The organism is Microbacterium sp. ISL-59, from assembly GCF_018613945.1.
Lineage (GTDB): Bacteria > Actinomycetota > Actinomycetes > Actinomycetales > Microbacteriaceae > Microbacterium > Microbacterium oxydans_B.
In genome coordinates this window covers 907,551-931,484 of the sequence record NZ_JAGGPG010000002.1, presented here as the reverse complement: position 1 = coordinate 931,484, position 23,934 = coordinate 907,551, and the positions used below count along the sequence as shown (strand labels likewise).

At 68.6% G+C, this 23,934-nt stretch carries 16 protein-coding genes; 11 read left to right on the top strand and 5 right to left on the bottom strand.

Going from position 1 to position 23,934, the window contains the following annotated elements:
* Positions 1–212: 212 nt before the first annotated feature.
* The 9 genes from J7E45_RS08535 to J7E45_RS08495 all read left to right on the top strand — a co-directional run bounded on the left by J7E45_RS08535 (position 213) and on the right by J7E45_RS08495 (position 13,216).
* Positions 213–2,579: a glycoside hydrolase family 3 N-terminal domain-containing protein gene (locus J7E45_RS08535; protein WP_215068497.1), complete on the top strand. Its 2,367-nt coding sequence runs from the start codon at positions 213–215 to the stop codon at positions 2,577–2,579.
* A 100-nt stretch (positions 2,580–2,679) separates the two neighbouring features.
* Positions 2,680–3,120 carry a hypothetical protein gene (locus J7E45_RS08530; protein ID WP_091033020.1) on the top strand — a complete coding sequence of 147 codons (441 nt, stop codon included), beginning with the start codon at positions 2,680–2,682 and terminating at the stop codon, positions 3,118–3,120.
* A 94-nt stretch (positions 3,121–3,214) separates the two neighbouring features.
* Positions 3,215–6,175, top strand: coding sequence for a glycoside hydrolase family 3 C-terminal domain-containing protein (locus tag J7E45_RS08525; RefSeq protein ID WP_308162083.1), 2,961 nt, complete (start codon positions 3,215–3,217; stop codon positions 6,173–6,175).
* A 71-nt stretch (positions 6,176–6,246) separates the two neighbouring features.
* The gene (locus J7E45_RS08520; RefSeq protein WP_308162082.1) at positions 6,247–8,673 is read left to right on the top strand and encodes a glycoside hydrolase family 3 C-terminal domain-containing protein; all 2,427 of its coding nucleotides are present in this window, start codon (positions 6,247–6,249) and stop codon (positions 8,671–8,673) included.
* On the top strand, positions 8,673–9,320 hold the full coding sequence (locus J7E45_RS08515; RefSeq protein ID WP_091033018.1) for a hypothetical protein: 648 nt from the start codon (positions 8,673–8,675) through the stop codon (positions 9,318–9,320). Before J7E45_RS08520 ends, J7E45_RS08515 begins: the two co-directional genes overlap by 1 nt.
* 26 nt (positions 9,321–9,346) lie before the next feature.
* Complete coding sequence (locus J7E45_RS08510; RefSeq protein WP_244175966.1) at positions 9,347–10,372, top strand: glycosyltransferase family A protein; 1,026 nt, start codon at positions 9,347–9,349, stop codon at positions 10,370–10,372.
* Positions 10,373–10,390: 18 nt separating this feature from the next.
* A complete protein-coding gene (locus tag J7E45_RS08505; protein WP_029264036.1) occupies positions 10,391–11,113 on the top strand; it encodes a LytTR family DNA-binding domain-containing protein in 723 nt (240 codons plus the stop codon).
* Positions 11,110–12,459 carry a GHKL domain-containing protein gene (locus J7E45_RS18190; protein ID WP_167633768.1) on the top strand — a complete coding sequence of 450 codons (1,350 nt, stop codon included), beginning with the start codon at positions 11,110–11,112 and terminating at the stop codon, positions 12,457–12,459. The genes J7E45_RS08505 and J7E45_RS18190 overlap by 4 nt, the downstream gene beginning before the upstream one ends.
* Positions 12,460–12,559: 100 nt before the next feature.
* Positions 12,560–13,216, top strand: coding sequence for a hypothetical protein (locus tag J7E45_RS08495; RefSeq protein ID WP_215068496.1), 657 nt, complete (start codon positions 12,560–12,562; stop codon positions 13,214–13,216).
* A gap of 7 nt (positions 13,217–13,223) precedes the next feature.
* On the opposite strand, the gene J7E45_RS08490 is transcribed toward J7E45_RS08495, so the two are convergent.
* The 3 genes from J7E45_RS08490 to J7E45_RS08480 are packed head-to-tail and all read right to left on the bottom strand — an operon-like array spanning position 13,224 to position 18,183.
* The gene (locus J7E45_RS08490; RefSeq protein ID WP_215068494.1) at positions 13,224–15,671 is read right to left on the bottom strand and encodes a glycoside hydrolase family 2 TIM barrel-domain containing protein; all 2,448 of its coding nucleotides are present in this window, start codon (positions 15,669–15,671) and stop codon (positions 13,224–13,226) included.
* Complete coding sequence (locus J7E45_RS08485) at positions 15,668–16,684, bottom strand: Gfo/Idh/MocA family protein (RefSeq protein WP_215068492.1); 1,017 nt, start codon at positions 16,682–16,684, stop codon at positions 15,668–15,670. The genes J7E45_RS08490 and J7E45_RS08485 overlap by 4 nt, the downstream gene beginning before the upstream one ends.
* Before the next feature lie 8 nt (positions 16,685–16,692).
* Positions 16,693–18,183: an MFS transporter gene (locus J7E45_RS08480; RefSeq protein ID WP_215068490.1), complete on the bottom strand. Its 1,491-nt coding sequence runs from the start codon at positions 18,181–18,183 to the stop codon at positions 16,693–16,695.
* 126 nt (positions 18,184–18,309) lie between these two features.
* On the opposite strand from J7E45_RS08480, the gene J7E45_RS08475 reads away from it, so the two are divergent.
* Together J7E45_RS08475 and J7E45_RS08470 are read left to right on the top strand one after the other, a co-directional pair.
* Positions 18,310–19,329 (top strand): LacI family DNA-binding transcriptional regulator, encoded by a 1,020-nt coding sequence (locus tag J7E45_RS08475; RefSeq protein WP_215068487.1) that lies wholly within the window; start codon positions 18,310–18,312, stop codon positions 19,327–19,329.
* A gap of 50 nt (positions 19,330–19,379) precedes the next feature.
* Positions 19,380–20,291, top strand: coding sequence for a bile acid:sodium symporter (locus J7E45_RS08470; RefSeq protein ID WP_308162081.1), 912 nt, complete (start codon positions 19,380–19,382; stop codon positions 20,289–20,291).
* Between the two features lie 60 nt (positions 20,292–20,351).
* Here the strand turns inward: J7E45_RS08470 and J7E45_RS08465 are convergent, their stop codons facing one another.
* The gene (locus tag J7E45_RS08465; protein WP_215068485.1) at positions 20,352–22,685 is read right to left on the bottom strand and encodes a hypothetical protein; all 2,334 of its coding nucleotides are present in this window, start codon (positions 22,683–22,685) and stop codon (positions 20,352–20,354) included.
* Between the two features lie 173 nt (positions 22,686–22,858).
* A complete protein-coding gene (locus J7E45_RS08460) occupies positions 22,859–23,872 on the bottom strand; it encodes an N-acetylglucosamine kinase (RefSeq protein ID WP_215068483.1) in 1,014 nt (337 codons plus the stop codon).
* Positions 23,873–23,934: the final 62 nt, after the last annotated feature.

Below are 23,934 nucleotides of genomic sequence, written 5' to 3'. Positions count from 1 at the left end.
ACATGTGACGGAAACGACCGATCGTGCGTTCCGCTCTCGCCCGATGAGCCGCCCGTAGAACGATCGATTCAGCACAACCGTCCCGACTGTGCGATCACCGGCATGCCCGGCGGCTTCGCAGTGCGACGGTCACGGCTACGGCCCCAGAGGCGGGGCCAGCATCCTCGCGCACGGCGCGTGCGGATGTCTGTCGATGACGAAAGGAACGGCCAATGAAGGCCATGCCAAAGAAGGGGATCGCGCTGGTCACGGGCTTCGGCCTCGCGCTCACCCTCGCCGGATGCACGTCCGGATCCGAAGAACCAGCAGCGTACACGTCGCGCGATGCGACGGACGGCACCACGGACTTCGTGGTCATCGAGAACCCCCACGGCGGCGCCACGCTGTCGTACTCCGCAGACAGCTCGATCGAGATCCTCGAGGTGGAGGAGAACGGCTCGACCTACGCGTTCAAAGATCTGAACGGCAATGACAAGCTGGACACGTTCGAGGACTGGCGCGTCAAGCCGGCCGAGCGCGCCGCCGCCTACGCCGAGACGCTCACCGCCGAGCAGATCTCGGGCCTCATGCTCTTCAGCTCGCACGAGCGGTCGCCGGGCGACGGTCTGACCGACGCGCAGAAGACCTACCTGTCCGAGGACAACCTGCGCAACGTGCTCAACGCCGGTGGCTCGGATGTCGAGGAGAACGTGACCTGGGTCAACGCGATCCAGGCCCACGTCGAGAGCCTCGCCACCCCCGAGCTGCCCTACATCCCGGCGAACTTCTCGTCCGACCCCCGCTCGGAGGCACAGTCGAACTCGACCTACACCGAGACCGGATCCGGCGTCTCGCTCTGGCCGTCGGTCCTGGGCCTCGCGTCGACCTTCTCGGCCGAGACCATGGAGGAGTTCGGCCGCGTGGTCTCCTCGGAGTACCGCGCGCTGGGCATCTCGAACGCCCTCAGCCCGCAGATCGACCTCGCCACCGAGCCGCGCTGGCTGCGCGTCTCCGGAACCCTCGGCGAGGACTCGGAGCTCGCGAAGGAGCTGGCCGCGGCCTACGTCACGGGCTTCCAGAGCACCTACGACGAAGACGGCGAGAACATCGGATGGGGCACCGACTCCGTGCCGACCACCATCAAGCACGCACCGGGTGACGGCGCGGGCGAGGGCGGCCGTGAGTCGCACACCGCGGTGGGCAAGTACGAGGTCTTCCCCGGCGACAACCTCGAAGAGCACGCCTCCGTGTTCGCCGCGGCGTCGGACTCGCTCGGCATGATGACGAACTACTCGATCATGCTCGACGGCGAGGGCAACCCGCTGCTCGGCGACGAGGCCGTCGGCACGGCGTACAACGCCGAGGCGCTGAAGATGATCCGCGACGAGGTCGGCTTCACCGGTGCGATCGTCACCGACTGGGGCGTCATGACCGGCGCGAACGACCCCGACGCGTTCATCGCCACCGCGTGGGGTGCCGAGGACATGGACCCGGTCGAGCGCTACTTCACGGTGCTCCAGAACGGCGTCGACATGTTCGGCGGCGTCAACGACGCCACCTTCCTCCTCCAGGCGTACGACCTCTGGAACGAGCGGTTCGAAGCCGGCGAGGTCGACCAGGACGCCGACGCCCGCTGGGCGGAGTCCGGTGCCCGCATCCTCACCGCCTACTTCGCGCCAGGACTGTTCGACAGCCCGTTCGTCGACCTCGAGAAGTCCGAGAAGACGGTCGGCAGCAAGGCCAACGTCGAGGCCGGCTTCGACGCCCAGCTCGACTCGGTCGTGATGCTGAAGAACGACGGCACCGTGGCGGAGGACGCCGACTGGTCGGACAAGACCGTGTACATCCCGCACACGTTCGACGTGGGCAACCCCGGTCTCTTCGGCCCGCCGGAGTACTCTGAGGGCGCGACGCTGAGCATCGAAGCGGCCGAGGGCATCTTCGGCAAGGTCGTCACCGACACCGTCGAGCTCGACGCCGACGGCAAGGTCATCTCCATGACCGCGCCCGACCTGAGCGACGTGGATGCCGTGTTCGTGGGCCTGCGCTCGCCGAACAACGGCAACAACTTCTCGGCCGCTGGTCACGACGCCGAGTCGGGCGAGTGGTACCCGTTCTCGCTGCAGTGGGCGCCGTACACGGCCGACGGCGACAACGTGCGCAAGACCTCGATCAGCGGCGACGTGCTCGCCGACGGATCGAAGGAGAACCGTTCGTACTTCGGCAACACCTCGCGCATCTCGAACGCCGCCGACATCGACGCGTTCAACCGTGCGGTCGCCGCGGTCGAGGCGAGCGGTGCCGACATCCCCGTCGTCACCGTCGTCAAGGCCAACAACCCCGTCGTCCCGGCGGAGTTCGAGGAGAAGTCGAACGTCGTCCTCGTCGGATTCGGCGTGAGCGACGAGGCGACCCTGACGGTCGCGGCCGGTGAGCACGAGCCCCAGGGCCGTCTGCCGATCGGCTTCCCGCTCGACATGGACGCGGTCGAAGGACAGCTCGAAGACGTGCCGGAAGACATGGACACCTATGTCGACGCCGAGGGCAACGACTGGAAGTTCGGCTTCGGCTTGAACTACTCGGGCGTGATCAAGAAGTAGGCGGAGATCGCCACAGGCATGGCCGGCGCCTGATCACGCCGGCCATGCCGTCGATGCAGAAACCGACGGGGCGCCCCGTCGGACAGGAAAAGGAGCAGAAATGAACAGCACCAAACTGCGCGCGGGAGTCCTCGCGGCGGTCATCCTCGCCACCGGCACCTTCGGCCTGGCCGGGTGCGCGGGCGACGCGGGCACCACGACGGGTGGCTCGAACAGCTCGAACAGCGAGAGCAGCGAGAGCGGCTCGAAGTCCGAGACCGCCGATGTCGCGACCGACCTCGAGACCGCCCGTCAGGCGATCGTCGACGCGCTCGCCGAGAACCCGGACTGGAAGCAGGTCATGCTCGCCGGTGACGTCAAGCAGCCGACGCAGAAGTACGGCCTCCTGGTGATGCCGTTCGTCAAGAGCGAGGCGGCGAAGCGCGTGACCGGCACGGTCGACATCGCCGACGGCAAGTACGTCATCGAGGCGGAGTCCGCCGAGACCGGTGAGACTTGGCAGATCGACCAGGACGGCAACATCACTCAGGCCTCGGAGTGACGGAGCGGCCGCCGACCCTTACGCCTGCGGGCGTCACCGGCGTCGGCGGCCCTCCCTCCGCAACCCGTAATCGCAGTACCGAAGGAGAACCGAAGTGAACGCCCGAACGGCCAAGGACAAGGCGAGCGCGATGCCGATGTCCAACAAGAAGTACCTGTGGATCTGGGTACCCCTGCTCGCGCTCGTGACCGTCGTGGTCGTGGTCGCCAACGTCGCCATGAACGTGGCGACCGGATGGATCGCCTCGCAGCTCGGTTCGGGCACCTACACGTTCACGAACTCCGAAGAGTCCGAAGACTGGGACACCGAGTACTACGAGGCCGACTACCCCGACCTCGAGGCGGTGGATGCCGCAGCCCTCGGGCTCGTCGAAGAGATCGGTGCCGGCGGCATCGTCCTCGCGAAGAACGACGGCGCAGCCCTCCCGCTCGCCTCCGGCGCGCAGCTCACCATGCTGGGCCGCGCCGCGGCCGACCCCGTGTACGGCGGCTCCGGTTCCGGCTCGGTCGACACCAACTCCGCCGTCACGGCGCGCATGGGTCTCGAGAACGCCGGCTTCGCCGTCAACGACCCCGCCTACGCGGCCATCGAGGCCTACGCGGCCGAGAACCCGCGCGGCTACATCGAGATGGATCGCCCCGACATCTCGACCTACAACATCGGCGAGATGCCGATCGCGGGTTACCAGGAGCAGGCCTCGACGTTCGCCCAGTTCGGCGACGCGGCCGTCGTCTTCATCGGACGCCCCGGCGGCGAGGGCGGCGACCTCACGCAGGACATGACCGACTGGGACGACAACGCCCAGCCCGGCCAGCACCAGCTCGAGCTCAACAAGGACGAGCGCGACCTGCTCGACCTCGCCAAGCAGAGCTTCGACAAGGTCGTCGTCGTCATCAACGCCTCGACCACGCTCGAGCTCGGCGACCTGCAGAACGACCAGGGTGTCGACGCGATCCTCCTCGCCGGCTCGCCCGGATCGACCGCGTTCAACGCGCTCGGGCGCATCCTGAACGGCGAGGTCAACCCCTCCGGTCGCACGGTCGACCTGTGGGCTGCCGACTTCACGGCCGACCCGACCTTCGTCAACTTCGGCAACTTCCTCTACGACAACGTCGCCCCGAACTACCCGGTGCCCGTCACCGAGAGCGCGACGTCGAACGCGACCGTCACCGACGAGGCGCCGTTCGTGAACTACGCCGAGGGCATCTACGTCGGCTACCGCTACTACGAGACCGCGGCGGTCGAGGGCTTCATCGACTACGACGCCGCCGTCGTCTACCCCTTCGGACACGGCCTCAGCTACACGGACTTCTCCTGGGCGGTGTCGAACACCGAGCTCGGCGAGGTCGACGGCACCATCGCGGTGACGGTCGACGTGACCAACACTGGCGCGGTCGCGGGACGCGATGTGGTGCAGCTGTACTACTCGGCCCCGTACACGCCCGGTGGCGTCGAGAAGTCGGCCGTCGTGCTCGGCGGCTTCGCCAAGACCGGTGACATCGCGCCCGGCGCGACCGAGTCGGTGACGATCGAGCTCGCCGTCGAGGACATGGCGTCGTACGACTACCTCGACGAGAAGGCCTACGTCCTGGATGCGGGCGACTACGTCCTCAGCGTCCGCGAGGACTCGCACACGGTCGCCGCCGGCACCCAGCCGATCGCGTACACCGTGAGCGAAGACGTCATCTACACCGGTGACGACCACCGCGCATCCGACCTCGAGGCCGTCACGAACCAGTTCGACGACGTGTCGGCGCAGTTCACGACCACCGGTGAGGCCGGCAAGATCCCGGTGATGTCCCGCGCGGACTTCGCCGGCACCTTCCCGACGGCTCCGACCGGCGACATGCTGGTCGCCGACGACGCGGTCGCCGACGGCTTCGCCGTCTGGGATCACGAGGGTGCGGCCGAAGCCTTCGAGGGCGACATGCCCACGACCGGCGCGGGCAGCGACCTCTCGCTGATCGACATGCGCGGCCTCGCCAAGGACGACCCGAAGTGGGACGAGCTGCTCGACTCGCTGAGCGTGAACGACATGACGGCGATGCTCCTCAACGGCGCCTACCAGACGGCCGCGATCGGCTCGATCGGCAAGCCGCAGACGCTGGAGCCGGACGGACCCGCCGGGTTCTCGTCGTTCATCAACTCGGCCATCAACGGCACCGCCTACCCGTCGGAGGTGCTCATCGCGCAGACGTGGGATGTCGACCTCGGCACGGCCATGGGCGTCATGCTCGGCAACGAGGCGCTGTTCAAGGACATCAACGGCTGGTACGCACCCGCGGTCAACCTGCACCGCTCGCCGTTCGCGGGCCGCAACTTCGAGTACTACTCGGAGGACCCGCTGCTGTCCGGTCAGATGCTCACCGCCGTCGCGAACGGTGTCGGCACCAAGGGCGTCTACACGACGATCAAGCACTACGCGATGAACGAGCAGGAGACGAACCGCGTCAACAACGGCATCGCGACCTGGGCCACCGAGCAGGCGATCCGCGAGGTCTACCTCAAGCCGTTCGAGATCGGGATCAAGAACATCTCGATGGACGTGAAGTACCTCTCGGATCACGAGGGCACGGTGTCGGAGACCACGATCGGTGCAGCCGGCATCATGAGCTCGTTCAACCGCATCGGCGCCACGTGGGCCGGCGGCTCGGTCGCGCTCATGGACACGGTGCTGCGTGGCGAGTGGGGGTTCGAGGGCTTCGCCATCACGGACTTCAACCTGTACCCGTACATGAACCCCAACGAGGGCATCCATGCCGGGTCCGACCTGATGCTGACCTTCCAGCCGTCGAAGTCGTTCAACGACGCGAGCTCCGCCAAGGCGGTCGCCGACATCCGTGACTCGACGCACAACATCCTGTTCACCGTCGCGAACTCCAACGCGATGGACGGACTGGCGCCGGGTGCGACGGTCGCGTACACCCCGCCCGCCTGGGTGGTGTGGCAGATCGTCATCTCGTCGGTGCTCGGACTGCTGATCCTCGCCGGTGTGGTGATGGTGATCCTCCGCGTGCGGCGGCACAACGCGCGCACCACGGTCACCGTTCGCTAGACCGTGATCGCCGGGGCGGGCGTGTGCTCGCCCGCCCCGGCGATGCCCTGATCGACACAGAAAGACCCATCGTGAAAGAAACCACCGCACTCGTCGCGAGCCTGAGCCTTCTCGAGAAGGCCGCGCTGCTCAGCGGGGCGAACACCTGGCAGACGCGTGCCATCGAACGCGCCGGCATCCCCGCGGTCTGGATGGCCGACGGCCCCCACGGCGTGCGGCGGCAGGTCGGCTCGGCCGACCACCTCGGCATCAACGGCTCCGAGCCCGCGACCTGCTTCCCCACCGCCGCGACCGTGGCCGGCAGCTGGGACGACGAGCTCGCCGAGGAGATCGGCACGGCTCTGGGCCGCGAGGCCTCGTCGCAGGGCGTCGGAGTGCTGCTCGGCCCCGGGCTCAACATCAAGCGCAGCCCCCTCGGTGGCCGCAGCTTCGAGTACTTCTCCGAGGATCCCGAGCTGTCGGGTCGCCTCGCGGCGGCCTACGTCCGCGGCATCCAGTCCGAGGGTGTGGCGGCCACGCCCAAGCACTTCGCGGTGAACAGCCAGGAGCTGCGCCGCATGGTCAGCGACTCCGTCATCGACGAGCGCACGCTCCGCGAGATCTACCTGACCGCGTTCGAGATCGTCGTGCGCGAGGCCTCCCCGTGGGGCATCATGTCGTCGTACAACCTGGTCAACGGGGCGTACGCGCACGAGAACGCGCACCTGCTGATCGACATCCTCCGCCAGGAGTGGGGCTTCTCCGGTGCGGTCGTCTCCGACTGGGGTGGCAGCAACGACGCCGTGGCGGCTGCCGCGGCCGGCGGCACCATCGAGATGCCGGCGCCCGGATTCGACTCGGTGCGGCAGATCGTCGCGGCCGTCGAGTCCGGTGAGCTGTCGGAGGCCGATGTGGATGCCCGTGCGGCCGAGGTCATCGACCTCGTGCGCCGGGTCACCGCGCAGCCGCGCGCCTCGGTCGACCTCGACGCCCACCACGCGCTCGCCCGCCGGGCCGCCGCCGAGTCGGCCGTGCTCCTGCGCAACGACGACGCGCTGCTGCCCCTCGCGGGTGGCACCTCGGTCGGGCTGATCGGCGCCTTCGCGACCGCGCCCCGCTACCAGGGCGCCGGCTCCTCGCTCGTCAACGCGACGCGGGTCCCCACACTCGTCGACGCGGTCGGCGCATCGACGCTGAAGCTGGAGGGCGTCGCCGAGGGCTTCCGCCGCGACGGCATCCGCGACGACGATCTCCACCGCGAGGCCGTCGCGCTCGCCTGCCGCGTCGAGGTCGTGGTCCTCGCGCTCGGCCTGCCCGAGATCGCCGAGTCCGAGGGGCTCGACCGCTCCACCCTGCAGCTGCCGGCCGAGCAGGTGCGCCTCCTCCGCGAGGTGCGGGCGGCGAACCCGCGCACGGTCGTGGTGCTCAGCGCCGGTGGCGTCGTGGAGACGCCGTGGGCCGAGGATGCGGCCGCGCTGCTGCACGCCTACCTCGGCGGACAGGCGGGCGCCGAGGCCATCGCCGACGTGCTCACCGGCGCCGTGGAACCCGGCGGACGCCTCGCCGAGACGATGCCGCTCCGCCTCGCCGACACCCCGACCGCCGGGATGTTCCCGAGCGCGGGGCGCACGGCCGAGTACCGCGAGGGACCGTTCGTCGGCTACCGCTACTACGAGACCGCCGAGGTCCCCGTGGCCTTCCCGTTCGGCTTCGGCCTGGGGTACACGACCTTCTCGTACTCCGAGCTCGTGGCGGATGCCGAGGGCGTCGAGGTCACGGTCACCAACACCGGCGACCGCGACGGCAGCGACGTCGCCCAGCTCTACGTGGCGCGGCTCGGCGCCTCCGGGGTGAGCCGGCCCGTGCGCGAGCTCAAGGGCTACGCGAAGGTGCGTCTCGCGGCCGGGGAGTCGCGGCGCCTCCGCATCCCCTTCGGCCCGCGCACCTTCCGGTACTTCGATGCCGCCGCGAACGCGTGGCAGGTCGAGGCGGGCGAGTACGAGGTGGCCGTGGGCTCCCACGTGCGCGACCTCCCGGTGCGTGCGACGATCACGCGCGAAGGTGTGACCGCCTCTGAGTCGGCCACGCTGCCCGCTGCGCTGCCGACCGCGCGCGTCGACGACAACACGTTCGCCGCGATGCTCGGCCGTGCGCTCCCGGATTCCGCCTGGGGCGCGGGGCCGCTCGCCGAGAACGACCCGATGGACCGACTCGCGACGGCGAGGAGCCCTCTGGCCCGCGCCGGCTTCCGCCTCCTCGACAGTCGCCGCCGCAAGGCGGAGGCGGCGGGCAAACCCGACCTGAACATCCTGTTCCTGCTGAACGGGCCGTTCCGGGTCATCTCGAAGATGAGCGGGGGACTGGCGACGCGCCGTCTCACCGCCGCCGTCCTCACGCTGGTGAACGGGAAGACGATCCGAGGGCTGGGGCGGGTGATCGCCGCGTACTTCGGCGGACGCCGCGACGAGAAGGCGACGAAGAAGGCGTTCGACGCCGCAGCCACGAAGAGGAGTATCTGATGTTCACCGCGATCAAGAACTGGTGGACCGGTTTTCAGGATGGCCGCCCCGAGCTGTCGAAGTTCCTGATGTTCCTCGTGCTCTCCAACGGCGTCACCGTCCTGCAGCTCGCGCTGATGCCGATCTTCCGCTGGGGCTTCGCGACCTTCACGGGTCTCACGGATGTGGGCTTCCAGGCTCTGCCCGTCGGTTCCAACGTCGACGGCAGCCAGTACTACATGTTCGACTACGCGGCGGGTGCCCTGCCGGGCGGAGGCGGCGGGCTCGCCTACTTCCTCGCCGTGCAGATCACCCTGCTCATCGCCCAGGTGATCAACTTCTTCCTGCAGCGCAACATCACGTTCAAGTCGAACACCTCGGTGTGGATCGCGGCCGGCTGGTACACGCTCGCGTACATCGTCATCACCTTCGTCGCGGCCGCCGCGCAGGGGTTCTACAAGGCGCCGATCTACGACTTCTTCATGGTCACGCTCGGCTGGGGCTCCACCGGCTCGGTCGTCGCCGACGTGCTCACGATGATCATCAACTCGGCGATCAGCTTCTGGGTCTTCTACCCGATCTTCCGCGTGATCTTCCGTCAGGTGCCGGTCGAGGCCGAGACGGAAGCCGCGGCCGCCGAAGCGACGGCGGACGGTGCCGTGAAGTGATCACCGCATCCGGGAGAATGGACCGTGTGCCCGCGCTGTCCGTGATCGTCCCTGCCTACAACGCGGCGGCCTACCTCGGGCGCGCGCTCGACGGACTGGGTGCCGTGCGCGGCATCGAGGTCGTCGTCGTGGACGACGGCTCCACCGACGGCACGCGCGAGGTCGCCGAGGCGTGGGCGGCACGCAGCCCCGAGAGCATCCGCGTGGTGAGCCAGGAGAACCGTGGCCACGGCGGGGCCATCAACACCGGGCTGGCCTCTGCCCGCGGCGACTACTTCAAGGTGCTCGACGCTGATGACTGGCTCGACATCCGGTCGCTGCGACTGCTCGTCGCCCACCTCGACGTGCTGCGCGAGACGGGCACCGAGGTCGACGCCGTCTTCACGGACTTCGTCCACGAGCGCCTGGGCAAGTCGCCGAAGGCCGCCCGCTTCGACTCAGTCTTTCCCGAGGGGCGCGTGTTCGAGTGGTCCGACACCGAGCGTTTCGGTCGACGCCAGGTGCTGATGATGCACGCCATCGTCTACCGCACGCAGCTGCTGCGCGACGTCGGGCTCGCCCTCCCGGAGCACACCTTCTACGTCGACAACCTCTTCGTGCTGCAGCCGTTCGCCCGGCTCCGGCGCATGAGCTACCTGCCGGTGCCGCTGTACCGCTACTTCATCGGGCGCGAGGGGCAGTCGGTCGCGCCCGAGGTCATGGTGCGCCGCGTCGATCAGCAGCTGCGCGTGAACCGGCTCGCTCTCGCCACCCTCCCGTCCCACGCCGACCTCGCCGCTGGCGGGGTGCCGCGGCAGCTGCATCGGGCGATGCTCCATCACCTCGAGGGCGTCTGCGCGGTGACCAGCGCCACCCTCGCCCGCGGTGGCACGGCCGCGCACCTGCAGCAGCGGGATCTGTTCTGGCATGAGGTCAGGGCGGAGAACCCTTGGCTGTACACGCGCATGCGCCGGAGCCTGCTCGGGGCGACCAGTAATCTGCCGGGGCAGGCGGGACGACGGGCGACGAACCTCGCCTACCATGTGGCACGGCGAGTCGTCGGCTTCAGCTGATCGGAGAACGGAGGCGGAATGATCCGCATCGGAATCGTCGAGGACGACGGTGCCGCCATCGAGCGACTGCTCTCGCACCTGGACCGCTTCCAGCGCGACCAGGGCGAGCGGTTCCATATCGCCGCCTTCCACGACGGGGCTGACGTCCTCGCCGACTACCGTCCCGACTGGGACGTGCTGTTCCTCGACGTGCAGATGCCCCGGGTCGACGGCATGGCGGCCGCCCGCCGCATCCGCGAGGTCGACTCCGAGGTCATCATCGTCTTCATCACGAGCTCGCCGCACTATGCGGTGGGCGGGTACGAGGTCGACGCCCTCAGCTATCTCCTGAAGCCGGTGGCCTATGCGTCGTTCGAGCAGGAGATGTCGCGGATCCTCACGCGGCTGCAACGGCGGTCGCGGCGGGAGCTGCTCTTCACCGCGACCGACGGCGTGCACCACCGCGTCGCCGTGGACGACATCCGCTACATCGAATCGATCCGTCACCGCGTCGAGCTGTACACGCTCGACGGCACGTTCAGCATCGCGACGACGTTGAAGGCGATGGAGGCGCAGCTGGCCGACAAGGGGTTCCTGCGCTGCCACAGCGGCCTGCTCGTGAACCTGCGACACGTGACCGGCATCGACGGCAACGACTGCCGCATCCGCGGGGGCGGCAGCCTCCCCATCAGCCGACCTCGGAAACGGGAGTTCTACGCCGCCCTCGCCGAGTACGTCGGTTCGCGCGGAATCTCGGCGTGAACGGCGTCGAGGGGCCGGTCCTCGCCGAGATCCCGCGGTACCTCACGGCGATCGCGGAATGGGGCGCCTGCCTCGTGTACATCTTCGTCGCCCGACGACGGTTCGGGTGGCTGGCGACGATCGGCCTCTGCATCCTCGCGCTGGGGATGCTGCTGGCGGTGCAGCTGTGGGCGGGCACGCTGCCGATCGCATGGTGGATCCCGGGGATGCTGCTCGCCGCGGCGACCATGTTCGGCTTCGTTTATCTCGGGCTGGACACCTCGGCGCGGGGAGCGGGCTTCGTGCTCGCGCGCACCTTCGTGCTCGCGGAGCTCGTGGCTTCCGGCTTCTGGCAGCTCAACCGGTTCTACGACGGACTCGGCGATCCATATTCGCAGCTGGCCGCGGCGGCGGTCGTCTACACCGCAGGCCTCGGGGTCGTCGGGTACGCGGAGCGCCGCCAGTTCAGTCGGGCGGAGCGCTTCGACGTCGGGGGCACGCAGCTGGTCGGCGCGATGGCGATCGCCGTCGCGACTTTCGCGATCTCCAACCTCAGCTTCGTGACCACGGACACGCCATTCAGCGGCCGCTTCGGCACCGAGATCCTCTACATTCGCACCCTCGTCGACCTCAGTGGCTTCATCGCGCTGCACGTCCAGCTGCGCATCCATCGCGAATCCGCGGCGCGGCGGGATGCCGAGGCGATGGCGCAGCTGCTGCGCAGTCAGCACGACCAGTACGAGATCACCCGACGGTCGATCGACGAGGTGAACCGCAAGCATCACGACATGAAGCACCATCTCGATGCGATCCGGTCGGAGCAGGATGCCACGACCCGTGCGCGGATGCTCGACGGCCTCGAGGAGTCGATCCGCCGCTACGGCGCCGTGGTGCGCACCGGCAACCACGTGCTCGACGCGATCGTGACGGCGAAGCTCGCGCGCGCCGGTGAGCGGGGCATCGAGGTATCGGTCGTGGCCGACGGCGCCCTCCTCTCGTTCATGCGTCCGCTCGAGCTCACCTCTCTCGTCGGCAACGCGCTCGACAACGCCATCGAGGGTGCGGCACGGGTGTCGGCGGAGGATCTGCGGGTGATCCGGTTCGCGGTCTTCGCCCAGGACGACTTCGCGATGGTGCGCATCGAGAACACCTTCGACGGGGTGGTCCTGCGCGACGGGGATCGCATCGTGACCCGCCAGCGCGGCAGGGGCCACGGCTACGGGCTGCGCAACATCGAGACCGCCGCGGCGGCGTACGGCGGCGCGGTCGCCATCACGGCCGACGACCGGTGGTTCTCGCTGCGGGTCCTGTTCCCGGCGCACGGCGGCACCGACGGCGCGGATGACGGCGAGGGCGACGCCGTCTGACAGGGCTGCCCCGCCCGCACGGCTACCGTTCATGCGCCGGAACCGACCGATCGTGTCCGCGGCGACCGGCGCGCGGCATCCGATTGGTGTACTGAATGGCGTGAGTGACGCCGTCAGAACCCGCAACCCGCTGTCCGCCGCCTGGGCGGCCTTCGCCGAGGCGAAGCCGACGCTCGCCGAGCTCCTCGTGTTCAGTGCGCTCAACGTGGCACTCACGGTGCTGCAGCTCGTGATCATGCCGGTGTTCAAGCTGATGTTCAGCGGCACCTCGCTCGTCGACGTCGATTTCCAGGCCGTGCCGGTGGGCGGCGGCTTCGTCTTCGACTACACGGCCGGCGCCCTGCCCGAGGGCGGGGGCGGGCTCGCGTACTTCCTCGCCGTGCAGATCACGCTGCTCATCGCGACCGTGATCAACTTCTTCCTGCAGCGCAACGTCACCTTCAAGTCCAACACCAACGTGTGGCGGGCGGCCGCCTGGTACACCGTGGCCTACGTCGTGCTCACCTTCGGTGCCGCGGCTCTGCAGACGCTCTACAAGACGCCGATCTACGAGCTGCTGATGGTCACGTGGGGGATGGGCGCCGCCGGGGAGACGGTCGCCGACGTCGTCACGATGCTCATCAACGCGCTCATCTCGTGCGCCGTGTTCTTCCCGATCTTCAAGATCATCTTCCGCCGCGAGGCCGAGGTCGTCGTGGTGGAGGCGGGGCCGCGCGCGTACGCCCGCGACCCCGAGACCGCCACCGCCGAGGTCTGACCCGCTCTCAGGAAACGGTGGCTGCGGCTCCGAGGGAATCCGCTTCGAGCGCCACGGTCGCCGGGGCGATTTCGTCGCCGGCAGAGACCGTGACCGTCACCGCGCCGGGGCCCGTGCGGCGGACGACGGCCAGGGCCAGCCCGTCGAACGTCTGGTGCGCAGGTCCCTCGTAGGTGTCCGTCGGAGCGGGATCCCCGCCGCCCACGGCCGCGAGCACGCCGTCGCCGTCCACGCGCACGTCGATGATCCGGTCCGCGCCGGTGTGGACCCGACCGTCCGCGTCGGTGACCGCGATCTCGATGAAGACCAGCTCTCCCGACGGGCCGCTCTCCACTCTCGTGACGAGCTGGGTGGCGTCGCCGGCGCTGGAGAGGGAGAACGACTCGGCGCGGACGCCCTGTCGAATCGCCGTGGCGGTCAGCTCGCCCGGGCGGTACGCGACGGTGAACTCGGCTTTGTAGCGGTTGTCGGTACCCGCGGCGGCCGTGCCGATCACCTCTCCATCGAGGGCGAGCTCGACCTCCTCCGCGTCGCTGTAGACCTCCACCGCGAGCGGTGCGCCCTCGTGGCCCGTCCAGGTCCAGCTGCCGATGCTGTCGCTCCAGGTCCAGGGCCCCGCATAGAAGGTCTTGGCCTCGTTGCCGGGGCGCGACACGGCGATGTAGGGGGTCGTGCGGAGCCCGAAGACGATCTCCCGATAGAACGAGGCGGGGCGGCGGGAGCCGATCAGATCCAGGTCGCCGCACCAGGCGGCGATCCAGGGATACGGGCCGCTGAGACTGGGTGTCTCTCCTTCGGCGAGGTGATGGGCGCGTCCGATTCCCGCCTCGCCCAGGTAGTCGAAGCCGGTCCAGGTGAAGTCGCCGATGACGTGCGCGTTCTCGCTGACGAGCGCCCAGTTGTGGTCGATGCGCGTGGGGAACGTCTCGGTGCCGACGATCACGCGGTTCGGGAACAGCTCCTTGTCCATCTCGTAGCGGCCGTCAAGGTAGTTCATGCCGGCGATGTCGAGCACGCCGAAGGACTCGGCGGTCTTCTCCGTGACCATCGGGGAGGTGCCGATCTGGTTCATGAACTCTCCGGGCCCGGCCATGAGGGTGTTGATCCCCGCGGCGTCGCCGTCGCCCTGTCCGCGCTGCGCGGCGAGCTTCTTGATGTCGTCCATGACGGCGAGCATCCCGTTGACCGCGTTCGTGACATACCGCGTCGGGTCGAGTTCGCGCACCTTCTCGGCGAGTGCGCGACCCGTGAGACCTCCGGCCGGCGAGCCGGTCTCGGGGATCTCGTTGCCGATGGAGTACATGATCACGGACGGGTGGTTGAAGTCCTTCGTCACCATCGATTCGACGTCGCGCTCCCACCACTCGGTGAAGTGGAGCGAGTAGTCGTGGGGCATCTTGTTCGAGGTCCACATGTCGAAGGTCTCGTCCATGACGTAGACGCCCAACCGGTCGCACGCCTCGATCATGGCGACGCTCATCGGGTTGTGCGAGGAGCGGATCGCGTTGAAGCCGGCCTCCTTGAGCAGGCGCACGCGGCGCTCCTCGGCATCCGCGAACGTCGCCGCCCCGAGGATCCCGTTGTCGTGGTGGACGCAGGCCCCGCGGAGCTTCACGACCTCGCCGTTGACGCGCAGTCCGTGCACGGGGTCGACCTGGAGTGTGCGGATGCCGAAGGCCGCCGAGGTGTCGTCGATGCCCGCGCCGTCGACGACCAGATCCACGGCGGCGGAGTACAGGGCGGGACTCTCGGCGCTCCACAGCTGCGGTGCGCGCACGTAGAGGCGCTGCCGGCTGCGGGACCGTCCGTTCGCCTCGACGGTCACCGGGACGGTTCCCCGTGCGACGGTGGTCCCTGCCGGATCGGCGAGGGTGACGGCGACGTCGACCGTCTCGCGACGGGTGCTCGTGCTCGCCACGACCACGTCGACTTCCACGACGGCGCCATCCGGTTCGATGTCGGATGCGCTGACCCGGACTCCGTCGACCGGGATGTGGACGGCCGGTCCGACGTGGAGCCAGACATCGCGGTAGATACCCGCCCCGGTGTACCACCGGGAGTCTCCGCCGTGCCGAGACTCGACTTCGATAAGGTTCTCCTCGCCGGGGCGCAGGAACCGGTCGGCGTCGATCGTGAACCCGGAGTAGCCGTACGGACGCTGCCCCGCGAAAGCGCCGTTGATGTGCACGGTCGCGTCGCGGTAGACGCCCTCGAACTCGAGGACGATCCGCTGGCCGGCGAGGTCGGCCGCGGGGGTGAACGTCGTGCGGTACTGGTACGCGCCGGCGGGGAAGTAGGCGACGGCGCCCTCCCCGTCGGGATCGCGCTGCTCGTGGATCAGCGCATCGTGCGGGAGAGTGACGTCGGTGTACGGCGTGCTGACTCCGCCGAGTTCGGCGAACGGGTTCTGCTTCGGTCGGAACTGCCAGCCATCGTTGAATGCCGTGCGCTTCATCGGGTCTCCTTCGGTCGTGCGGTGGGGCTGCTCAGGGAATCGCGGACGGCGTCGAGCACCTCGAGGGTGGCGATGCTGTCCGCGAGGGGGTGGGTGGGGTGCTCGGTCCGGTGCTCGGCGATCGCGAGGGTGACCGCCTCGAGCATCGGGACGTACCCGTTGCCTCGGCGTTCGTGCTGCGTGCGGTGCGGCTCGCTCAGGGCGCGGGGGATCGGACCCGCGTGGGTCGTGAACTCATCCGCGGCCCAGAACGGTGCGGGGGCCGTCATCCACCCGTCGGTGCCGCTGACGGATGCCGTCGGCTCGATGTACTCGACCATCGACGCGTTCAGCTGCGCGAATCGTCCGTCGTCGTACTCGAAGGTGGTGTGGACGGTGAGGTCGACGCCGTCGTCCCGGAGGCGACCCGTCGCGTGGATCCGCGAGGGCCGTCCGAGCACATCGAGGGCGAGGGTGATCGGATAGATCGCCTGGTCGAGCAGCGTGCTGCTGGCGCGCTCAGCGGTCCAACGGGGGGAGTCGGCCGGCCCGAACGGCAGCCCGAACGAGGCGCGCACGCTCCGGACCTCGCCGATCGCCCCGGCCTGCGCCGCCGCGACCAGATCACGGTACGCGGGGTTGAACCGCATCCACATCGCCTCCATCGCGAATCGCCCGCTCGCCGCTGCGGCGCTCGCGATCTGCCGGCCCTGGTCGGCGTTCACGGCCATCGGCTTCTCGATGAGGACGTGCTTGCCGGACTCGAGAGCGGCGATCGCGATCGCTGCATGGGTGGCATGTGGGGTGGCGATGTAGACCGCATCGACCGTCGGGTCGTCGAGCAGGGCGGACACGCTCCCGTGGGCGACGGCGAACCCCTGGTCCGCCGCGAACCTGCGGGCCCGTTCCGGATCCCGGGAGCACACCGCGTGGCGGCGTGCTCCCGGGGTGAGGCGGAGGTCGTGCGAGATGGACTGGGAGATGAAGCCGGTGCCGATGACCGCCCAGTTCACCTCGGCGCCGTGCGTGCTCATGTCAGCGCTCAGGAGTTCGAGGCGGAATCCACCGCGGCCCGTCGGGCGGCGAGGTCGCGCTGGATCTGGGAGAGGTGCTTGTCGATGTTCAGGAACCAGATGATGATGCCCATGAGCACGGCGACGATGAGCGGAAGCCACAGGTAGAGGAAGATCTCCATGCTGACCGCGCTCGCCGGCTGCGAGGCCGCCTGGCCGTCGTAGTTGCCCGCGGCCAGCAGCCAGCCGACGAGGGCGACGCCGAGGCCGGCACCGAAGTTCTGGCCCGCGGTCGCGGCGGCATACGTCATGCCGTCGAGTCGGTAGCCGCTCTTCCACTCGCCGTAGTCGACCACGTCGGCGACGAGCGCGAAGAGTCCGGCCGCGGCGGGGATGCCTCCGATGGAGCGGACGAGTCCGCCGGCGATCACGAGGGTGATGTTGCTCGGGTCGATGAGCGAGATGAGGATGCCGATGACCGTGACGATGACGCCGACGAGGATCAGCTTGCGCTTGCCGAAGCGGGCGATGAGCGCGGGCATGAACCAGAGACCGATGATCAGGGGGAGGAGCTGGACGAGGCCGAGGAAGCTGTAGATGTTCGGGTCGCCGAGCACGTCCTTGGCGAAGTAGATGCCCACGCCGGCCGTGCCCGAGAGCAGGTAGTTGAGCAGGAAGAAGCCGAACGCGAGGAAGAAGTACGGGTTGCCGACGAGGATGCGGAGGGACTTGCCGAGCGGGAGCTTGACCCCGTCGTCCTGCTTGATCGTCGACTTGACGCGCTCCTTCGTGCCGAAGAACACGATGAGGAACGTGACGGCGGCGATGATGCCGTAGACGACCGAGATCATCGTCCAGCCGGCCTGACCTCCGCCGTTCGCGGTGACGACCGGGATCGTGACGAAGTTCACGACCAGCGTGGTGACCAGGGCGAAGAACGTGCGGATGACGGTGAGGGAGACGCGCATCTTCGAGTTGCTCGTGATCACCGAGAGCAGCGTGTGGTACGCCAGGTTCGACCCGACGAAGCCGACGCCGAGGCACAGGAAGTACATGGCGAAGGCGTAGAACTCCTTGGCCCCGGCGCCGAGCCCCGCCGGCACGTTGAAGAGCAGGATGAACGAGATGACCACGACCGGGGTCGAGAACAGGATCCAGGGTCGCGCCTTCCCCCAGCGGGTGGAGGTGCGGTCGATGAACGTGCCGAGGATGAGGTCCATGGTGCCGTCGAGCACGCGGCCGAAGAGCAGGAGGGTTCCGGCGATCGCTGCGCCGATGCCGACGGTGTCGGTGAAGTAGAAGAGCAGGAACGCGGAGATCGGCGCGAAGATCAGGTTGCCGCCGATGTCTCCGACGCCGTAGGCGAGCCGTTCGCGGACCTTCAGTTTCTGACCGCTCGGGTCTCCGATCGTCTCGCCGACCGCGACGGCGGCCAGCGATGCCGTCACCGATTCCTCTGCGCTCACGGCTACGGCGGCGCGTTGCTGTTCCGCCGAGGTCCGGGTCGAATCCTTCGCCATGGCTGACTCCTTCGTCATGAATGGGACCGGTCACAGTGACCGCTGGTGTCACGTGTCAGTGACACGCGACACCACGGTAGATGGCGGAGGTGTCACGTGTCAATAGCGATGTGCGAGACTGGGGCCATGACGGTGGATGTGCAGCCTGCTCGACGAGCCACGAGCAAAGACGTGGCCGCGAGCGCGGGAGTGTCCCGATCGACCGTGAGCCAGATCCTCAACGGCGACGAGCGGTTTCCCGAAGAGACCCGCGCGCGCGTGCGGGCTGCCGCCGACGCTCTGAACTACCGCCCGTCGCGGGCAGGGCGAGCGCTGGTCACCGGTCTCAGCGACATCGTCGTGGTCGTCGTCCCCCACGCGACCTTCGGCCCTCACCTGCAGGACTCGGTCGACCGGATCACGGGAGCCAGCGCGACCGCCGGAATGAGTGTCGTCGTGCGGTTCGCGAGGATGCAGGACGAGACGACGCTCACCTCCGTGCTCGATCTGCGGCCGGCTGCCGTCGTCGACTTCGGAGTCTTCACCTCGGCGCAGCGCGAGCGGATCCAGGCATCGGGGACGTTCATCGTTCCCCGGCGGGCGTACGTCGCCGACGGCGCCGATCCCGACCCGATCGACATCGAGATCGGGCGGATCCAGGTGCGCGAACTGCTGCGCAGCGGCCCCCGGCGGCTCGTCTATGCGGCGCTCGCGGACAAGCGCCTGGACCCGTTCGGGCCACCGCGCCTCGAGGGGATCCGGCGAGAGGCGCGGGGACGCGGTCTCGACGCGCCGCTCACCCCGCGCATCCCGCTCGACGTCGAGGGCGCCGTGAGAGCGCTGAAGAAGGCACGCGACGAGGCGGGTCCTGCTCCTCTCGGCATCTGCGCCTACAACGATGACGTCGCGATCGCGGTCGTCGCGGCCGGTCGCGCGCTCGGCCTGCGGATCCCCGAGGATGTCGCCGTCATCGGCGTCGACAAGACAGCCGTCGGCCAACTCGTCAGCCCGCGGCTCAGCACGGTGGCCATCGACCAGCCTCTCCTCATGGACGCGTTCGTGCAGGACCTGGCCTCCCTGGCAGCGCGCCGCGCAGACGCGGATCCGGAGCGATACGAGTTCGACCTCGACCGTGTGCTCGAGCTGGTGCGCGGGGAGACGACCTGATCGTCGCCTGGGGGGAGCGACACCAGGTCGCCCTCTATCTCGCGGCGATCGTGATCGGTGCCGTGGTGGGCCTCTGGGCGCCCGCCGTCGCGCATCCGCTGGAGCTCGCCATCACTCCCGTCCTCGGGCTGCTGCTGTACGCGACGTTCCTCGGCGTCCCGTTCTCGGAGATCGGACGCGCATTCCGCGACATCCGCTTCCTCGCCGTGCTGCTGGTCGTGAACTTCGTGATCGTGCCCGTGATCGTGTTCGGCCTGTCGCGCTTCGTCGCTCACGATCAGGCGCTGCTGGTCGGCGTGCTGCTCGTCCTGCTGACGCCGTGCGTCGACTACGTGATCGTGTTCACCGGGCTCGCCGGCGGGGCGAAGGAGCGACTGCTCGCGGCCGCGCCCCTCCTGATGCTGGGTCAGATGCTACTCCTGCCCCTGTATCTGTGGCTCTTCGTCGGTCCCGAGTTGATCGACGCCGTCGACCTCGCCCCGTTCCTCGACGCGTTCCTCCTGCTGATCGTGCTGCCCCTCGCGGCTGCAGGCCTCACCCAGTACGCAGCCTCGCGCACGCGCGCGGGCCGAGCTCTGCGCGATGCGGTCCAGAACGCGATGGTGCCGCTGATGATGCTCACGCTCGCGGTCGTCGTCGCCTCGCAGATCGCCGGCGTCGGCCGACAGCTCCCCGCACTGTTCGCGACGATTCCGCTCTATGCCGCCTTCGCCGTGATCATGATCCCCGTCGGCGTCGTCGCCGGCAGAGCAGCGCGCCTCGACGTCGCCCGCACGCGCGCTGTCGTGTTCTCGGGCGCCACCCGCAACTCGCTGGTCGTGCTCCCGCTCGCCCTCGCGCTGCCGGCGACCTTCGCGCTCGCACCGCTCGCCGTCGTGACGCAGACGCTCGTCGAGCTGATCGCCATGGTGATCTTCGTGCGCCTCGTCCCGCGAGTCGTGCCGGTGCGGCAACGGCCGTGAAACCCGCAGACACGCCGGAATGGATGCGCCCCGCAGGGCGCATCCATTCACGGAACCTCCTCAGGGTCGAGACATGATGGCGGCGCCGACGCGCTCCTGCAGTGCGAACACGCGCGGGACGTAGGTCTGCGGTCGAGGAGAGCTGCCCCCCGCACCCGTGTCGACCCACAGCCCGAAGTTGAGCAGCGCGATCACGCGTGGATGACGGTTCGCGACCCGCAGATACTCGTACTGCCGGTCGAGGATCTGCGCCTCGGTCGTCCACGTGTTCCAGGTGTCGGGCACGTTCGGCGGGAACAGATAGATCTTGTCGTTCTGATCGCTGGCCATCTGCTCGAGGCGGTTCGCCGACCACTCCAGCTCGGTCTCCGTCATGTTGTAGGCATCCATGCCGTACCAATCGACGTCGGGCGGCACGGCGACGGAGTTCGCGATGTCGATGTAGGTCATCGTGAACATGATCGGAAGATCGGGGATGTCGCCCGCGTTGATGCTCGCCTGCACCGCCTTGGCCGACCAGTCGAGCTGCTGGTAGGTCACGCCCTTGAGATAGGCCTCGTCCTCCAGGTAGTACGCCGCGATCTTGTCCTTGTACGGCTGCAGCATCTGCACGAATCCGTTCCAGCGGTTGAGGTTCGGCTGCTGCTGGTGGGATTGCGGTGTGAAGAACTCGCTCCCGACGTAGACGATGCATCCCTTCGGCGGGCACGCGGCGAACTCTCCGGTGTCGTAGGAGAGCGGGCTGGCGTCGAGAGTCGGAGAAACGTTGATCCAGTGCAGGTTCGAGATCCCCTTCATGTCGGGAACGTGATTCCCCGCGAGGTCGTCGTTCCGCGTTCCGTATGTGCCGAAGTACTTCAGCGTGGGGAACGGATCGACACGACTGATCGTCAGATCGTCGATCGCGCTCACTTCGCGCAGCTGAGTCGCACTTCCGTTACTGATGTAGGCGCCCAGATAGAGGTAGGGCTTCTTCAGGGCGGCGGTCAGCGACGTCGTCCGGGTGGCGCCGTTGACGGTCACCTCGAGATCCGGAGTCGCGCCGGCGTCGGTCGCGCGAATGGACACGGCGAAGCCGCTCGGGCGGATGGGGGCGCTGAAGGTCGGTCCCACCAGGACTCCGCCGCGATAGAGCGCGACGGTGCCGTCGCGAGCGACCGTCATGCTGAACTGGTTCTGGGAGTCTGTGACGTAGCCCTTTCCGGTGCTCGACGACGAGAGCATGATCGAGACCCAGTCCGTGGCGCTTCCGAACGATCCGGGGTCAGGCTTGACCGTCGCGCGGATCTCGAAGGCGCCGGCGCTGTCGGCCGAGACGGGCATGTCCAACTTCACTGCTGAGGGGGCGACCCAGAACGAAAGCTGATTCGGGAAGCTCGGGTTGTTCACCTGCGAATGCGTGGCGGGCGGCGTCGCCGTGTTGCTCCAATGGCCGGGCACACGCGAGTACGTCAGCGGCATCGCCAGACCGGGCTCACGCGCTCCGAGGTTCTGGTTCAACCCGTAGTCGGACGCGTAGACGTTGGCCCCATCGAAGTTGTCCGCGAACTGCGCGACTCGGCTGACGGTGAGGTCGTCGACTGTGCTGACCTCCGCTGTCGTCGTCGCGGAACCGTTGCTGAGGTAGGCGCCGAGGAGGACGTACGGCTGCACGAGCGCCCCGGTGAGCGTCGCCGTTCGAGTGGCGCCGTTCACGGCCACGGCGAGGCTGGGACTCGCCGTGGACGCGTTGGACACCGTGATGGTGACGTCGAAACCCGTGGCCGTTCTCGTCGCCAGAAGCTCGGATGACCACAGGGCTGTGCCGCGCTGATAGAGCATGACCTTGCCGTTGCGGCTCACGGTGAGCCCGGCGTCCACGGTCGTCGCCGTCACGTAGCCGGTCGATCCGCCCGTCTTCGCGAGCATCAGCGAGACCCAGTCCGCGTCGTTGCCCCGTGCGTTCGCGTTCGGGTTGACCTTGGCCGTCAGCGTGTAGGAATCGGCCGCGTCGGTCATCGCCGGCGCATCGAGGCGCACGGCCGAGTGCTGCGCCCAGAACGAGAGCTTGCCCGCGAAGTCGGGGTGGTTCACCTGGCTGGCATAGCTGGGCGGGGTCGCCGCAGGAGTCGACCAGTTGCCGTGGACCCTCGTGTAGGTCACGCCCTTGCCGGGCCCGCTCTGGCGCGTCGAGATCGAGTCGTTCAGTCCGTACGTGGGATCGGCGTCCCTCGCATCGTTGAAGCTGTCGGTGAACTCCGGGGTGCCGGCGGCCGACGCCGGTTCGGCGACGAGGGGGACGGCGAGAGCCGTCGCCGTGACGACGGCCGCAACGATGCCGGCGAGTAGCCGCCGTCGATGCGGGCGTCGCAGAGGGACTGTCGATTCAGCGTCCAGCGCGCGTACACGTTCCATGGATGGCTCCCTTTGTCGGGGCGACTCACGGTGGAATACAATTTCACGAAGCCGCTTCAGGAGTGAAAGTAACGATCATCCTGGGCGGTGTCAAGGATTCGTCGGGATCGGGGTCCGCATCGGGATCGGCATCGGGGTCCGACTGCGATGCCCTGCTCGATTCTCGACGCGGTTCAGGAGGTGACGGTGCGGCGCGCCTCGTCGATGCTCCTGCTCAGCGCCATTCGCACTCGTTCGTCGACTCTGACGCCGGCGCCCCGCAGGGCGAGCACCGCAGCTCCCGTGAGCCCGTCGTCGACGGGGATCAGCTCCGCGGGATATCCGTCCGCACGCAGGCGCTCTTCGATGCGCCGTCGGAGCGTCGGCTGCTGCGCGAGGATCCCGCCCGTCGCCACGACGGGATCCGTCGCCCACCCCTGCACGGCGCGCAGCGTGGCGTGGAGCCCCTCCGCGGCCTCGTCGATGATGGACAGCGCGACGCCGTCGCCGTCGGCTGCGGCGTCGAAGGCGAGTGGTGCCAGTCGGGCGAGCTCCACCGGACGCGCGGCGTATGTCGATGTCAGGATCTGCATGATCTCGGGCGGGCGGCCGTCATCCGCGCGGGATGCTGCTGCCGCCGATGCCGGCATGCCGGCGATCAGGAGCGCGCTCAGCGTCGTCTCCGGTCCGCGACGGTCCAGGTTCGCGAGGGCTGCGCGCGCGACCCGGTGGCCGATCCAGAATCCGGAGCCGACATCGCCGAGGAGCCACCCCAGGCCGTCGGCTGTCGCCACCGCCTGCCCGGCGTGCATCCGTACGGCGGCCGCTCCGGTGCCGCTGATGAGCACGCTCCCGTTCTCGGCGGCGGTTCCGGAGCAGAAGCCGGCCATGGCGTCCGAGTCGAATCGGACGATGGCGTGCATGCCGAACGATGCGAAGGCTGTCTGCAGGGACTGCTCGAAAGAGGTGCCCGAACTGATCCCCGCCATCGCGATGGTGACGGCGTGCACGTCCTGCGGCGCGGTCTGCGCCGCTGAAAGGGCGTCGGCGGCCGCGGACGCGAGGGAGGCGATGGCGATCGGGGCTCCTGCAGAGATCGGGTTGCCGGCACCGTGGCGCGCGACGCCCAGGCATCGGGCGTCTTCTGTGATCGCCGCGCAGCGGGTACTCGTTCCTCCGGCGTCGATCGCGAGCAGCACGGGATTCATCTTGGCACCCGCAGGACGCATTGTCTCCGGTGGGTGATTCGCGGTTGACATTCCGGAAGCAT

Bases quoted from the DNA above. Each gene is read 5' to 3' on its own strand.
- J7E45_RS08505 (WP_029264036.1), top strand. From the start codon at position 10,391: ATGATCCGCATCGGAATCGTCGAGGACGACGGTGCCGCCATCGAGCGA.
- J7E45_RS08480 (WP_215068490.1), bottom strand. From the start codon at position 18,183: ATGGCGAAGGATTCGACCCGGACCTCGGCGGAACAGCAACGCGCCGCC.
- J7E45_RS08515 (WP_091033018.1), top strand. From the start codon at position 8,673: ATGTTCACCGCGATCAAGAACTGGTGGACCGGTTTTCAGGATGGCCGC.
- J7E45_RS08530 (WP_091033020.1), top strand. From the start codon at position 2,680: ATGAACAGCACCAAACTGCGCGCGGGAGTCCTCGCGGCGGTCATCCTC.
- J7E45_RS08475 (WP_215068487.1), top strand. From the start codon at position 18,310: ATGACGGTGGATGTGCAGCCTGCTCGACGAGCCACGAGCAAAGACGTG.
- J7E45_RS08535 (WP_215068497.1), top strand. From the start codon at position 213: ATGAAGGCCATGCCAAAGAAGGGGATCGCGCTGGTCACGGGCTTCGGC.
- J7E45_RS08465 (WP_215068485.1), bottom strand. From the start codon at position 22,685: ATGGAACGTGTACGCGCGCTGGACGCTGAATCGACAGTCCCTCTGCGA.
- J7E45_RS08490 (WP_215068494.1), bottom strand. From the start codon at position 15,671: ATGAAGCGCACGGCATTCAACGATGGCTGGCAGTTCCGACCGAAGCAG.
- J7E45_RS08485 (WP_215068492.1), bottom strand. From the start codon at position 16,684: ATGAGCACGCACGGCGCCGAGGTGAACTGGGCGGTCATCGGCACCGGC.
- J7E45_RS08460 (WP_215068483.1), bottom strand. From the start codon at position 23,872: ATGAATCCCGTGCTGCTCGCGATCGACGCCGGAGGAACGAGTACCCGC.